General features: G+C 53.3%; 12 protein-coding genes. 9 read left to right on the top strand and 3 right to left on the bottom strand.

Annotated features, from left to right (window positions below):
• The first annotated feature begins 333 nt into the window (after positions 1 to 333).
• The 3 genes from pomA to thiI all read left to right on the top strand — a co-directional run bounded on the left by pomA (position 334) and on the right by thiI (position 3761).
• Positions 334 to 1101, top strand: a complete 768-nt coding sequence (gene pomA, locus K0J45_RS14215) for a flagellar motor protein PomA (RefSeq protein WP_220043035.1) — start codon at positions 334 to 336, stop codon at positions 1099 to 1101.
• A 4-nt stretch (positions 1102 to 1105) separates the two neighbouring features.
• Entirely contained in the window at positions 1106 to 2050 is a 945-nt protein-coding gene (locus K0J45_RS14210) for a flagellar motor protein MotB (RefSeq protein WP_220043034.1), read from the top strand.
• Between the two features lie 253 nt (positions 2051 to 2303).
• Entirely contained in the window at positions 2304 to 3761 is a 1458-nt protein-coding gene (gene thiI, locus K0J45_RS14205) for a tRNA uracil 4-sulfurtransferase ThiI (RefSeq protein ID WP_011866563.1), read from the top strand.
• A gap of 345 nt (positions 3762 to 4106) precedes the next feature.
• Here thiI and K0J45_RS14200 read toward each other — a convergent pair whose 3' ends face one another.
• A complete protein-coding gene (locus K0J45_RS14200; protein ID WP_011866562.1) occupies positions 4107 to 4337 on the bottom strand; it encodes a hypothetical protein in 231 nt (76 codons plus the stop codon).
• Between the two features lie 182 nt (positions 4338 to 4519).
• On the opposite strand from K0J45_RS14200, the gene K0J45_RS14195 reads away from it, so the two are divergent.
• The 4 genes from K0J45_RS14195 (at position 4520) to rlmM (ending at position 7752) form a co-directional block, all read left to right on the top strand.
• Positions 4520 to 5431, top strand: a complete 912-nt coding sequence (locus K0J45_RS14195) for a transcriptional regulator GcvA (protein WP_011866561.1) — start codon at positions 4520 to 4522, stop codon at positions 5429 to 5431.
• A gap of 60 nt (positions 5432 to 5491) precedes the next feature.
• Entirely contained in the window at positions 5492 to 6187 is a 696-nt protein-coding gene (locus tag K0J45_RS14190; protein WP_220043033.1) for an alpha/beta family hydrolase, read from the top strand.
• Positions 6180 to 6569 (top strand): DUF423 domain-containing protein, encoded by a 390-nt coding sequence (locus tag K0J45_RS14185; protein ID WP_220043032.1) that lies wholly within the window; start codon positions 6180 to 6182, stop codon positions 6567 to 6569. The genes K0J45_RS14190 and K0J45_RS14185 overlap by 8 nt, the downstream gene beginning before the upstream one ends.
• Before the next feature lie 91 nt (positions 6570 to 6660).
• On the top strand, positions 6661 to 7752 hold the full coding sequence (gene rlmM / locus K0J45_RS14180; protein ID WP_220043031.1) for a 23S rRNA (cytidine(2498)-2'-O)-methyltransferase RlmM: 1092 nt from the start codon (positions 6661 to 6663) through the stop codon (positions 7750 to 7752).
• A 133-nt stretch (positions 7753 to 7885) separates the two neighbouring features.
• Here rlmM and K0J45_RS14175 read toward each other — a convergent pair whose 3' ends face one another.
• Positions 7886 to 8893 (bottom strand): isocitrate dehydrogenase, encoded by a 1008-nt coding sequence (locus K0J45_RS14175; protein WP_011866557.1) that lies wholly within the window; start codon positions 8891 to 8893, stop codon positions 7886 to 7888.
• A gap of 299 nt (positions 8894 to 9192) precedes the next feature.
• Here K0J45_RS14175 and K0J45_RS14170 point away from each other — a divergent pair, with 299 nt between their 5' ends.
• Positions 9193 to 12006 carry an alpha/beta hydrolase family protein gene (locus tag K0J45_RS14170; protein WP_220043030.1) on the top strand — a complete coding sequence of 938 codons (2814 nt, stop codon included), beginning with the start codon at positions 9193 to 9195 and terminating at the stop codon, positions 12004 to 12006.
• A 140-nt stretch (positions 12007 to 12146) separates the two neighbouring features.
• The gene (locus K0J45_RS14165) at positions 12147 to 12617 is read left to right on the top strand and encodes a methyltransferase family protein (protein ID WP_258406696.1); all 471 of its coding nucleotides are present in this window, start codon (positions 12147 to 12149) and stop codon (positions 12615 to 12617) included.
• A gap of 23 nt (positions 12618 to 12640) precedes the next feature.
• Here K0J45_RS14165 and K0J45_RS14160 read toward each other — a convergent pair whose 3' ends face one another.
• Positions 12641 to 13027: a DUF3192 domain-containing protein gene (locus tag K0J45_RS14160; protein WP_144203755.1), complete on the bottom strand. Its 387-nt coding sequence runs from the start codon at positions 13025 to 13027 to the stop codon at positions 12641 to 12643.
• Positions 13028 to 13082 lie beyond the last annotated feature (55 nt).

Raw genomic sequence — 13082 nt, 5'->3', positions numbered from 1 at the left:
GCGCTGTCGTATATTTGTGCAATAGCACGCTTTAAGGAGGTTTTTTTATAAAAAATTGAATTTGTAGCTAAACTTGCGTGTAAGCTGTCCGATAATTGAATTAGAACAATACTCAATTTTGTCAGATATTATATCGTAAACTCCCGTCTGCGGTTAGGCGAATTCCCGTCTAATTGACGACTTTTGTGTTGTCGTCCAGGTCCTGGGAGATGCCTTTCATTGCAAGAGTGAGTAGAGTAGAGACCTGTCTCGAGATGATTATGGTGTTGACTGAGAGCTTGATCCCGAGATCAAGGTATTAGCAACGGCCGATACTGTAAATGAGGAAGAGTTGTGGATTTAGCGACCCTGATAGGCCTGATTGGTGCATTTGGTTTTATTATCGGAGCTATGGTCAGCAGTGGTGGTATCGCCATCTTTGTTGACGTGCCCTCTGTGCTTATCGTGATGATAGGCTCTCTGTTTGTGGTGATGATGAAATTTAACCTCAAACAGTTCCTCGGTGCGGTCAAGATCGCCGCAAAAGCCTTTATGTTCAAGATAGATAAGCCGGACGAGTTGATCGAGCAGTCGGTCACCATGGCCGATGCCGCCCGTAAGGGGGGCTTTCTGGCTCTGGAAGAGGCGGAGATCAGCAACAGCTTCATGCAGAAGGCGGTCGACATGCTGGTGGACGGCCATGACGGCGAGGTGGTGCGCGAAGCCTTGGAGAAGGATATCGCCCTGACTGAAGAGCGTCATAAGACGGGGATCAGCATCTTTAAGGCGCTGGGTGATGTGGCACCAGCCATGGGGATGATTGGTACCCTTATCGGTCTGGTGGCTATGCTGTCGAACATGGACGACCCTAAGTCTATCGGCCCCGCCATGGCGGTGGCCTTGTTGACCACACTCTATGGCGCCGTGATTGCCAACATGATCGCCTTGCCGATCGCCGATAAACTCTCGCTGCGCATGGGCGAGGAGATGCTTAACCGCAACCTGATCATGGATGCGGTACTCGCCATTCAAGACGGCCAAAACCCCAGGGTTATCGAGGGCTTCTTGAAGAACTATCTCTCGGAGAAACAGCGGAATATAGACACGACGGACGGGGAATAGCCAGATGGCTAAGAAGGTCAAATGCGATTGCCCTCCTGCCGGGGCGCCCATGTGGTTGGCAACTTTTGCCGACCTCATGTCGCTATTGATGTGTTTCTTCGTCCTGCTGCTCGCCTTCTCCGAGATGGATGTGATGAAGTTTAAGCAGATCGCCGGGTCGATGAAGTATGCCTTCGGTGTGCAGAACAAGGTTGAAGTCAAAGATATTCCCAAGGGCACCTCGGTGATCGCGCTGGAGTTTCGCCCCGGTAAGCCAGAACCCACTCCCATTGAGATCATTAATCAGCAAACCAATGAGATGACCGAGCCCACCATCGAGGTGCAGGCAGGTGAAGACGACAGCGCCGGCGGCGTGCAGCAGCAGCGCGGTGAGCAGCGCGGCGGCGAGGCGTCATCCACCGCTCAGGAAGAGGCGGATGCCGAGGCCCAAGCCAAGCAGGAGAAACAAGACGCCGCGTCACAGGATCAGATCAACGATCAGGTGAAGAAGATGGCCCAGGAGCTCAACAAGGAGATCGTCGACGGGGCGATCGAGATTGAGTCCTTGGGGCAGCAGATCATCATACGTATCCGAGAGAAGGGCGCCTTCTCATCGGGCTCTGGCTTCCTACAGCCTAGGTTTAAACCGGTGATCCGCCGAGTGGGCGAGCTGCTCAAGGATGTGCCGGGGATCATTACCGTATCCGGTCACACGGATGATATGAATATCAGCAACGAACTCTATAGCTCCAACTGGGATCTCTCCAGTAAACGCGCCGTGGCCGTGGCCCATGAGCTGGTGCGGGTGCCGGGCTTTGACCAGCAGCGGATGAAGGTGGTGGGCATGGCCAGCACGGCGCCGTTGGTGCCGAACGATTCGGCCGCCAACCGCGCCCGTAATCGCAGGGTCGAAATTGCCATCGAGCAGGGTAAACCGAAGGAGTCAGACGAGATTCAAGTCGAGCAGTAGCCTGTCGCTCTAGTCATTACGGCAGGCAAACACCCTATGATAAGGCGTCCACACCGGTGGACGCTTTTCATTTCTACCAGTCTATCCTCAGCCACTCTCTTCGGAGCAGATTATCCTAAGCTGAATAAATATTGCGCACATTAAGGGGCTATGGGCAGAAAATCCCTGCCGAGTCGCTGATTTATGGGCATTTGTGCACCGGGCTTGGTATAATGGCAAGATTGCTGTTTAAAATTATTCCCGCGGAACGCCCATGAAATTTATCGTAAAACTCTTTCCTGAAATCATGATGAAAAGCAAACCGGTAAGAATGCGTTTTACCAAGATGCTTGAAACCAATATCCGAAACGTGCTGCGCAAGGTCGATGAAGAGGCCAGGGTACAGCGCCAGTGGGATAAGATCATGGTCAGGGTGCCAGAAGACAAGCCTGAGATGATTGAGCGTTATGCCGAGCGTCTCGCCTGTATTCCGGGTATCGCCCATGTGCTGCAGGTGCGTGAGAGCACCTTCGAGTCGGTGGACGATATCTATCAACAGACGCTGGCGCTTTATAAAGAGGAGCTGGCCGGTAAGACTTTCTGTGTGCGGGTAAAGCGTAGCGGTAAGCATGAGTTTAACTCAATCGAGGTGGAGCGTTACGTGGGCGGTGGACTCAACCAGTTTACCGAGGCGGCCGGTGTCAGGCTGAAGAACCCTGACATGACGGTAAACCTTGAGATAGACAACGAGCATCTCTATCTGGTGGAGAAACGCATCGACGGCTTGGGCGGTTTCCCTATGGCGACCCAGGAAGATGTGCTGTCGCTGATCTCAGGTGGTTTCGACTCTGGCGTCTCCAGCTTCCAGTTTATCAAGCGCGGCTCTCGTACCCATTACTGCTTCTTTAACCTCGGCGGCGACCAGCACGAGATCGGTGTGAAGCAGGTGGCCTATCATCTGTGGCAGAAGTACGGTGAGTCTCACAAGGTGAAATTTATCTCTGTGCCATTCGATCCTGTGGTGCAGGAGATCCTGGAGAAGATAGATAACGGTCAGATGGGCGTTATCCTCAAGCGCATGATGATGCGCGCCGCCAGCCGTATCGCCGAGAAGATGGGCATTCAGGCGCTGGTGACGGGTGAGGCGATGGGGCAGGTGTCCAGCCAGACTCTGACCAACCTGAATGTGATCGACCGTAGTACCGACATGCTGATTCTGCGTCCACTGATCGTGATGGATAAGCAAGACATCATCAACATGAGCCGCGAGATCGGCACCGAAGACTTTGCCAAGTCGATCCCTGAATATTGCGGCGTGATCTCACAGAAGCCGACGGTGAAGGCTGTGATGGGTAAGATCCTTGCCGAGGAGGAGAAGTTCTCCGAAGACTTGATCGACCGCGTGGTGGAAGCCGCCGAGGTGATCGATATTCGCGATATTGCCGTCAGCATGGATACCAAGATCACCGAGACAGAAACCGTCGATGCGGTATCCGGTGGTGAGGTTGTGGTTGATATCCGCTCGCCGGAAGAGGAGGAGCAGAGTCCGCTCAGCCTTAACGGCATCGAGGTGAAGTGTATTCCTTTCTTCAAGTTGGCGACTCAGTTTGCCGATCTCGATAAGGAGAAGACCTATCTGCTTTATTGTGACAGAGGCGTCATGAGCAAGCTACAGGCGCTCTATCTGCAGGAGCAGGGCTATCACAATGTGAAGGTATATCGCCCCGCATAATGGCTTTAAGTGGCTTTCATTAGAGAGCAAAGAAAGTATAAGAAAGCTAAGCATTCGAGATTAAGGCTGCCAGAGGGCGGCCTTTTTTATGGGCTGTTTCTATGGAGAACTTTCACGCTTCGAGCTATAAAACCTTGGATCTGTTTAGCTTCTCACGTAACGTATCTGGCAAGTCGCTCTTGCCTTTACTGCAAGAGATGGGGTAGCTGTGTTGGTGGACGTTAAGCTCGCGGGAATAAAAAAGCCGCATCATAAGACGCGGCTTGTTGCTTAGTGTTTGCAGCTGGCTAATGTTAACAGCTGGCTAATGTTAACAGCTGGCTATCGTTAACTGCCGACTGGTGATTACTCGGCGCGCTGGGCGCTGACGCTGGTGTCCGCCTGCTCGTCTTTCTGAGCAACCAGAATGGCGTTGAGGTCTTCATTCAGATCTTGCTGCATCTGCTCTAAGCCTTCGGCCAGTTGTGCGCTGATGGCGGCATGCAGGTCTGTGGTATCGATAACGATTTCATCGGCAGTGGCAGCGGTTGAGGCTGAAAGCAGTGCGATGGCAAATACAGTTTTAAAGTTAATCATAGTGGTCGCCTCCGGGCGGCATATCTTGGGGTGTCAGACACTCCCCAAATACGTCGTAGAGGCTGTCTAACTTCAATCATTTCGTTGGCGCAAAATTTAACCAAAACCCCTTCCCTTTACAAACGATAAAATGTAACAATACGGATTAGAAAAACTAATTAAAATGTGAGACAAGGATCACTATGTCGAGACGTTTACCTCCATTGAATGCGGTGAAGGCTTTCGAGGCTGCAGCCCGTCACTTAAGCTTTACGCGCGCCGCGGAAGAACTTTTTGTGACACAGGCCGCAGTAAGTCATCAGATTAAGGCATTAGAAGAATATTTAGGGCTAAAGCTCTTTCGTCGTAAGAACCGATCTTTGCTGCTGACCGAAGAGGGGCAGGGCTACTTTCTCGACATAAAAGATATCTTTGTGCAATTGGCCGATGCCACCGACAGATTGCTGGCCCGAAGCGCCATAGGCTCGCTCACGGTAAGCACTTCGCCTAGTTTCGCCATTCAGTGGTTGGTGCCCCGACTGGCGAATTTCAGTGAGAATAATCCCGACATCGACGTGCGGATCAAGGCGGTGGACGATGAGACCAGCAGCCTGACCGACGACGTGGATGTGGCCATCTATTACGGCATGGGCAACTGGCCAGGGCTGCGTGCCGACAAGCTGAGAAACGAGGTGTTGATCCCTGTCTGTTCGCCCATGTTGCTCAGCGGCCCCAAGCCGTTATCCCAGCCGAGCGACCTAAAACATCACACCCTGCTGCATGACTCCAGCCGTCATGATTGGCAGGCTTGGTTTAGACAATGTGGAATTAATGACATTAATGTGAACCAGGGCCCCATCTTCAGTCACTCCTCCCTGGTATTGCAGGCCGCCGCTCACGGTCAGGGGGTCGCCTTGGGTTACAGCGTGTTGGCCCGTCCCGACATCAAGGCCGGGCGCTTGGTGTGTCCTTTCCCCGAGGTGTTGGTGAGTAAGAACGCCTATTATCTGGTGTGTCAGCAGAATCATGCCGAGATAGGCAAGATTGTTGCTTTCAGAAAGTGGATGCTGGACATGTTCGAAGAGGAGTCTCGCAGCGAACTACTGCCGGGCTAACCCGATTGAATTACCTGGCTACGCTCTTCATGGGGGGTGAGCCAAACATAAAGAGGCAAGATGAGTTTTACCCAAAAATTAAATGCACGGCTCGAGGCGGCCGAGTTGCCCGCGAGTCGGTGTCTGTTCTCGGGCCCGCTGGATGACAATGCGCTGGCCTGCGACACCTTAGTGGTGCTGGCCCATGGGGCTGGCGCCAACATGGCACACGATTTCATGGCGCAGATGGCTGAGCGTCTCGCAGGCCAGGGGCTTGGGGTGATCCGCTTTAATTTTCCCTACATGCGCAGTAACGCCATAGATGGTAAGCGCAGGCCGCCGGACAGGGCGCCTAAGCTGATTAAGGATTTTAGCCTGCTGTTAGAGACGGTGCGTGAGGTCTATAAGCCCAAGTGCCTTATAGTCATGGGCAAGTCCATGGGCGGACGCATGGCGGCGATACTCGCTGGCGAGCAAGCCGTCGATGGGGTTATCTGTTTGGGTTATCCCTTCGTGCCGCCCAAAGGGGGCGAGCCCAGACTCGAGCCTATCGCCGAGTGTCAGGCGCCGCTCTTGGTGATACAGGGGGAGCGCGATAAATTTGGCGCCAAGGGGCAGGTAGAGCCTTGGCTTGCACCTTTTAAGGTCAAACTAGTATGGTTAGCCGATGGCGATCATAGTTTTCTACCAAGAAAGTCGTCAGGCACGACCCAAAGCGCTAATCTGGATTTGGCAGTCTCACACAGTATTCAATTTATTAGGGGGTTAGATGCGTAAAGGGTTTTTATTGCTGGCAGCCTTGAGTGGTTTTTTAGCCGTGGCCCTGGGAGCCTTCGGCGCCCATGGACTCAAGCAGGTGACCACGCCAGAGATGATCGACATCTTTAATCTAGGGGTCGAGTATCAGTTCTATCACACCTTTGTACTGATCGCCGTGGCCTTTAGCGGTCACTGGCTCAAGTCGCGCCTTATCGACTGGGCGGGCTACCTGTTCCTGTTGGGCATAGTGATGTTTTCCGGCTCCCTCTACCTCTACGTGTTGGTGGGTAGCAAGTGGACTGGCCCTGTGACCCCTATGGGCGGCGTCTGCTTCCTGCTGGGGTGGTTGTTCATCGCAGTAGCCGTGTGGCGTAATCGCGTGGTGGAGCTGGACGATTAACCAGTCGCTAAGATAATCGTATTCATTTTCGAGAAAGTGTAGAATGGCGCCCCAATGATATGGGTCGCCATTTTTTATTCAGGATCTTCCTATGATAAACCTATTTTTATATTGCCGTGCCGGCTACGAGAAAGACTGCGCCGCCGAGATCCAGCAGCGAGCCGCGGAGCTGAATGTTGGCGGCTTTGTAAAGACCAATCGTAACGATGGTTACGTGATTTTTCAGTGCTTTCAGGCGGGCGATGCCGATCTGTTGGCCGAGCAAATCGAGCTGGACTCGCTTATCTTCACCCGTCAGATGTTTGCCGCCAATGAGCTGCTCAAAGATCTGCCTGAAGGTGATCGCGTCACGCCTATCGTCGATGCCCTGGCTAAGGTGCATAAGGCGGGCGAACTCAGAGTCGAGACGCCAGATACCAACGAGGCCAAGGAGCTGTCGACCTTCTGTCGTAAGTTTACCGTGCCCCTGAGACAGGCGCTGAAACGCAGCGGCGCCCTGCTTGAGAAGGAAAACCCTAAGCGTCCTATCATACATGTTTGTTTTGTCGGGCCGGGTACCGCCTACGTGGGCTACTCGCTGAGCCATAACAGTTCTCCCTATTTCATGGGGATCCCTAGACTCAAGATGGCCAGCGATGCGCCGAGCCGCTCGACCCTCAAGTTGGACGAGGCCTTCATCCACTTCATCCCTAAGTCGGAGCAGGAGCAGCGTCTGCGCAGCGGCATGAACTCTGTGGATCTAGGTGCCTGCCCGGGTGGCTGGACCTATCAGCTGGTGCGCCGCGGCATGTTTGTGGCGGCGGTGGACAACGGCCCTATGGCGCAAAATCTGATGGACACAGGGCAGGTGAGACACTACCAGGCCGACGGCTTCCGTTTCGAGCCACCTAAGAAGAATATCTACTGGCTGGTGTGCGACATGGTTGAAAAGCCCTCGCGAGTGGCCGAGCTGATGGAGGCCTGGGCGATCAACGGCTGGTTCAAGGAAGCGATCTTTAACCTCAAGTTGCCGATGAAGAGCCGCTATAAAGAGGTATCGACCATCCTGGAGACCATGCAAGAGGTGCTAAGGGAAAATGGTATCGACGACTTCCACCTGGCCTGTAAGCATCTGTACCACGACAGAGACGAGGTGACTGTGCATCTCTGGCTGAAACCTAGCGTCGGTTTTAATTTTGGTTAACAGCAGGATCCATGGTTAACAACAGAATCATTGGTTAACTTAAGAAATGTAGGTTAATTAAAGAATTATCGGATAATAAAAAGCCCCGCGATTGCGGGGCTTTTTGTTTTTTAGCTTACGGCTACTTGGTCTATTACAGACGCTCGAGTACCGCCTGAGTGAAGTCAGAAGTACCGTGAGTACCGCCAAGGTCGCGAGTCGTGCGATCGCCTTCTTCGATCACGGCAGAAACGGCCGCGCGAATGGCTTGCGCCTTGTCAGACATGCCCAGATATTCCAGCATCTGGATTGATGCCAGGATCACTGACGTTGGGTTAGCCAGGTTCTTACCTGCGATATCTGGCGCGCTGCCGTGTACCGCTTCGAAGATAGCTGCGTTCTTACCGATGTTGGCGCCAGGTGCCATACCCAGGCCGCCCACCAGACCGGCACACAGATCCGACAGGATGTCGCCGAACAGGTTGGTGGTGACGATCACGTCGAAGTTTTCTGGGTTCATTACCAGCTTCATACAGGTCGCGTCGACAATCATCTCTTCAGTGGTGATGTCTGGGTAACGCTGGCTCACTTCACGAGCAACCTTCAGGAACAGGCCTGAGGTCGACTTCATGATGTTAGCCTTGTGTACGATAGTCACCTTCTTACGACCCTCTTTGCGCGCTAGCTCGTAGGCGAAGGTAGTGATCTGCTCGGCACCCTGACGGGTAATGATACTGGTGGCTTCAGCCGTCGCACCATCTTCTGAAACGGTTTGACCTAGGCCTGAGTACATGCCTTCGGTGTTTTCACGTACCGTGATGATGTCGATGTTGTCATAACGTGCCTGAGTGCCTTTAAAAGACAATACAGGGCGTACGTTGGCATATAAGCCGAATTTTTTACGTAAAGTGACGTTGATTGAGGTGAAACCTTCGCCGACAGGGGTCGTTAGTGGCCCTTTCAGCGTGATACGGTTCTTCTCGATCATATCCAATGTACGTTGAGGTAGAAGTTCACCTTGCTTCTCAAGTGCGGCTAGGCCAGCATCGGCAAATTCGTATTCGAAATCACATCCAGCTTTATCTAAGATCTTGATTGCTGAGTCGATTATGCTTGGGCCAATCCCATCACCCGGGATAACGGTAATAGTTCTTTTTGACATGGAGAGTCCTTCCACGGTTGGTCGTTACTGCTATTGTCTGACCATGTCGAAAGACACGGTGTTATGACTATGAATTTTTAGAATCTTATCGGTCTTATTTTAACTACTTTTGCGCAAATTTCACAGGAAATAGTGAGCAATCTCACGTTTTTTTGTGTAGGCTAACTTGCAATAACAAAGGCTAATGACGATGATTGATCCTTAAGCGTTAAAAAAGTCTACTTTAGTCTAATAACCCAGGCTACATCCGTTAATGACAAGCTGCATCCGTTAATAATAAGTTAAAAACGAGGAAGACCTTGAAGCCATTACCGACCCTATCCCTCTTGTGTGCCAGTCTCTTTTCTTGCGCCGCCTTCAGCGCCGATGTGACACCCGATGTCATCATGAAATTCGAATCTCTCAATAAGCCAGTGCTCGCCGCCAATGGCAGTGCCTTTGCCGTCGAGGTCAGTCCCGACAGGGGAGACAGTCACGGCATGGTGAAGCGCCTAGGCAGCGAGCAAAGTTTTACCGTGGCGGGTGGCAGCAAGCCGCTGATCAGCCATGATGGCCGTTTCGCCGCCTTTGCCATCGCGCCAGCCTTGCTCGAGCAGGAAAAAGCCAGCCCCAAGGCCCGCAAGAAACTTAAGGCCGGTCTGGCGCTGCTGGACACTCAATCTGGCAAAGAGACCCGTTATGACAAGGTGAAGGAGTTTGCCTTTAACGATGCCGGGACTCATCTGGCCATCTGGTATGAGGCCGGTGAAGAGGCCGATAGCGATAAGAAAGATGAGCCGGAAGCTAACGACAAGAATAACGAGGCTAAGCCTGCACTCGCTGCCAAGAAGCCCAAAGTCGATAAGTATGACAAGGGCCGCACCTTAGAGGTGGTGAACCTGAAGGCGGGTAAGAGTGAGAAAATCGCCCATGTGACCGCCTTTTATTTCGATAAGGCGGGTCGCCAGCTGGTGGTGGCACAAAACGATATCGCCAACAATCTGCACAGAGTGCAGCGTATGGACCTTGCCAGCGGCGAGCTGCAGGTGATTGCCGGATTTGTGGATCAACAAGTAGGCGCCGTGTCGGCCAGCGAAGATGGCAAATATGTTGCCTTTACCTATGGCAAGGCCAGCGATGCCCCCTGGGGTCGTGAATATCATCTCGCCCTGCATCAAGCCGGTAGCGACAAGCTGCATCAGGTGGCTAACACCAAGGAGTGGACCCTTAACCGTTACAGCCAGCTGACCTTCTCCGATGACAGTAAGCGTCTGTTCTTCGGCCGCGTGCCCGAGGTGAGTCAGCAGCTAGAGCTGCCTAAGGTGGCCAAGGCGGACGATCTCTATGATCCTGAGGTGATCACCGGCCAGCGCGAGCTCAGGGTTTGGCATGGGGACGACCCACGTATCAAGCCAAACGAGGTCAAGCAGTACAAGAAAGAATTGAAACGCACCTATCTGGCGGTGTTGCACCTTGGCTCTAAGCAGGTGGTGCAGCTGGCCGATCAGGCGGTGCCGGATATTGAGCTTGGTCAGCAGCAGCGCTTCATGCTCGCCAGCACAGATGTGCCTTACCTTAAGATGATCACCTGGGCCGGTTTCTACCGCGACTATTATCTGGTGGATCTCAATACTGGGCGCAAGCAGGCGTTTCTCGTTCAGCAACCTGTTTCCGAGAAGCCGTCGCTGTCGCCTAACGAGCGCTTCGTGGCCTATTATCAGCAGGGCAATATCTTCCTGTATCAGATCGCCCAGGATAGCCGGGTCAAGCTGACCAAAGATTTCAAGACGCCGTTTGCCGACGAAGATCATGACTATCCGTCGGTGGCTCCAGGCTACGGATTGGGCCCTTGGCTCGAAGATGGTTCGGCCTTCCTGGCCTACGATAAGTATGATATCTGGCAGTTCAATACCGACTCTCGCGATGCGTTTCGTATCACAGCCGCCAAGGGACGTAAGGCGCAGATCCAGTATCGCGTCACGGGCTTGCTAGGCAAGGCGGACAAGCCGGATCTGCTTAAGGCGGATCAGAGTCTGCTGCTGCATGGCTATAACGAGCGCACCAAGGGCGACGGTTTCTACACCGCCAAGGTGGGCGTGTCGGGCGTCAAGCCGCTGATGGAGGGCGACTATAAGCTCAAGCTGCTGGCCCGCGCCGAAGAGAGTGATAAGGTGCTGTTTTCTAAGGAGCGTTATGATCTCTACCCGGATCTCTATGCCAGCGATCTGCAAAGCCCTGAGCAGGCGATCCGCCAGACCCGTCTCGACGAGCAGAAGCGTCAGCTCGATTGGGGTAAGGCCGAGTTGGTGCACTGGACCAATGGTGACGGCAAGCCGCTCGATGGCGTGCTGATCAAGCCCTCTAACTATGTGGCCGGTAAGCGCTATCCTGTGCTGGTCTATTTCTACCGTTTCATGAGCGACAGGCTGCATGCCTTCCCAGACATGAAGCTGAACCACAGACCAAACTTCGCCTGGTATGCCGATAACGGCTACGCCATCTTCCTACCGGATATCCGTTTCGAGGTGGGTTATCCAGGTGCAAGCTCGGTTCAGGCGCTGACCTCTGGGGTGCAGAAGCTTATCGATATGGGCATCGCCGACCCAGATGGCGTGGGCATTCAGGGTCACTCCTGGGGCGGTTACCAGACCGCCTTTGCCGTGACGCAGACCTCTATCTTCAAGGCGGCGGTCACCGGCGCGCCTGTATCTAACATGACCAGCGCCTACAGCGGCATTCGTCATGGCACTGGGCTTGCGCGTCAGTTCCAGTATGAGACGGGACAGAGCCGTATCGGTGAGAGCCTGTTTAAGGCGCCGCAGAAATATATCGAAAACTCGCCCGTCTTCTATGTCGAACGGATCAAGACGCCTATGATGATCATGTTTGGCGACAAAGACGACGCAGTGCCTTGGGAGCAAGGGGTTGAGCTGTACCTGGCGATGCGCCGTGCGGGCAAGGATGTGGTGTTCCTTCAATACCAGGATGAGCCACATCACCTGAAAAAATACCCTAACAAGGTCGACTATAGCCTGCGCATGATGCAATACTTCGATCACTACCTTAAGGGCAAGCCAGCGCCTAAGTGGCTGTCTGAGGGAGAGGCCTATCAAGAGTATAAGAAGGCGGGCTAAGCCCAACTTGTCTACTTTAAGCCGGGCCTAGCCCGGCTTTTTTATGGCGTGTCTTAATAGTGTGCGCACCCTAAGATAATTAAGCGTCTGGGTGTTTGAGGAATTAAAGGATTAAGGAGCGAAACAATATGGAGCAGGGCATGACAGAAACCGACAGCAGGGGCGCCAGCGTCAGGGTGCCGCCGCCCTTGATCTTTATCATCTCCATGGGCCTGGCTTTGGCCTTAGAGTGGCGTTTTCCCTTAGGGCTGACGAGTCACCCCATAGGTCAGATAGCCGGTGCTGCCTTGCTGCTGGCAACTAGCTTAGTCTTGCTGCATATCATGCTCATCTTCAGGCGACGTCAGACCGCCATCGAGCCCTGGAAGCCTACCTCCACCATTATTACCTCTGGCTATTACCGCTTTAGCCGCAATCCTATTTATGTTGCTTTCTGCGGCTTTCCCATTGGATTAGGGCTCTTGTTAGCTTCGCCCTGGTTGTTGCTCAGCACCTTGCCCGCCTGTTTCGGGGTCTATTGGTTGGCGATCTGCCGTGAGGAGGCCTACCTGCTGGCAAAGTTTCCTAAGGAGTATGGGGCGTATTTAAAGAGTGTCAGGCGCTGGTTGTAACAGCGCCTGTTCTATCTTGGCGGTTAGCCGCCGATGGGAGAGTCGAGATATTGCTGATAGGTGTCCTGGCCCCATGCGATCAGCTTGTTGTTCTTAAACAGTAGCGGGGTACATTCGTCGCGGGTGGTCTCGCCGTCCGACTTGCTGTGATGGGTGCGATAGAAGAGCACCTGTAGGGTATCTTGGTTACTGCTCTTGGCCTCGGAAAAATCGGCCTTACCCATGAGTGTCTTGATCTGTTCTATCGGTTGTCCTATGGACAGTTCGGTTAACTTGGCGTTGTTGTAGGCCTGTCTGTCTTCCCAGTCCATATCGTCTGGCGTGGGTTCATAAACCAGGACGACGACGGCGACAAAGGCCAGATAGGCCGCGAAGATTGAGCCTATTATCACTGGAACTTTAGATTTCATCTTACCTTGGGATCCTTCCATGCTGCGGGTGTATCTGCAGTGGATTAAACCACTG

Source organism: Shewanella alkalitolerans (assembly GCF_019457575.1).
In the GTDB taxonomy this organism is placed as follows: Bacteria; Pseudomonadota; Gammaproteobacteria; order Enterobacterales; family Shewanellaceae; genus Shewanella; species Shewanella loihica.
Note: the sequence above shows the minus strand (reverse complement) of the source record. Positions and strands in the feature narration are given on the sequence as shown.

Bases quoted from the DNA above. Each gene is read 5' to 3' on its own strand.
- rlmM (WP_220043031.1), top strand. From the start codon at position 6,661: ATGATAAACCTATTTTTATATTGCCGTGCCGGCTACGAGAAAGACTGC.
- K0J45_RS14200 (WP_011866562.1), bottom strand. From the start codon at position 4,337: ATGATTAACTTTAAAACTGTATTTGCCATCGCACTGCTTTCAGCCTCA.
- K0J45_RS14175 (WP_011866557.1), bottom strand. From the start codon at position 8,893: ATGTCAAAAAGAACTATTACCGTTATCCCGGGTGATGGGATTGGCCCA.
- K0J45_RS14210 (WP_220043034.1), top strand. From the start codon at position 1,106: ATGGCTAAGAAGGTCAAATGCGATTGCCCTCCTGCCGGGGCGCCCATG.
- K0J45_RS14165 (WP_258406696.1), top strand. From the start codon at position 12,147: ATGACAGAAACCGACAGCAGGGGCGCCAGCGTCAGGGTGCCGCCGCCC.
- K0J45_RS14185 (WP_220043032.1), top strand. From the start codon at position 6,180: ATGCGTAAAGGGTTTTTATTGCTGGCAGCCTTGAGTGGTTTTTTAGCC.
- K0J45_RS14190 (WP_220043033.1), top strand. From the start codon at position 5,492: ATGAGTTTTACCCAAAAATTAAATGCACGGCTCGAGGCGGCCGAGTTG.
- thiI (WP_011866563.1), top strand. From the start codon at position 2,304: ATGAAATTTATCGTAAAACTCTTTCCTGAAATCATGATGAAAAGCAAA.
- K0J45_RS14160 (WP_144203755.1), bottom strand. From the start codon at position 13,027: ATGAAATCTAAAGTTCCAGTGATAATAGGCTCAATCTTCGCGGCCTAT.
- K0J45_RS14195 (WP_011866561.1), top strand. From the start codon at position 4,520: ATGTCGAGACGTTTACCTCCATTGAATGCGGTGAAGGCTTTCGAGGCT.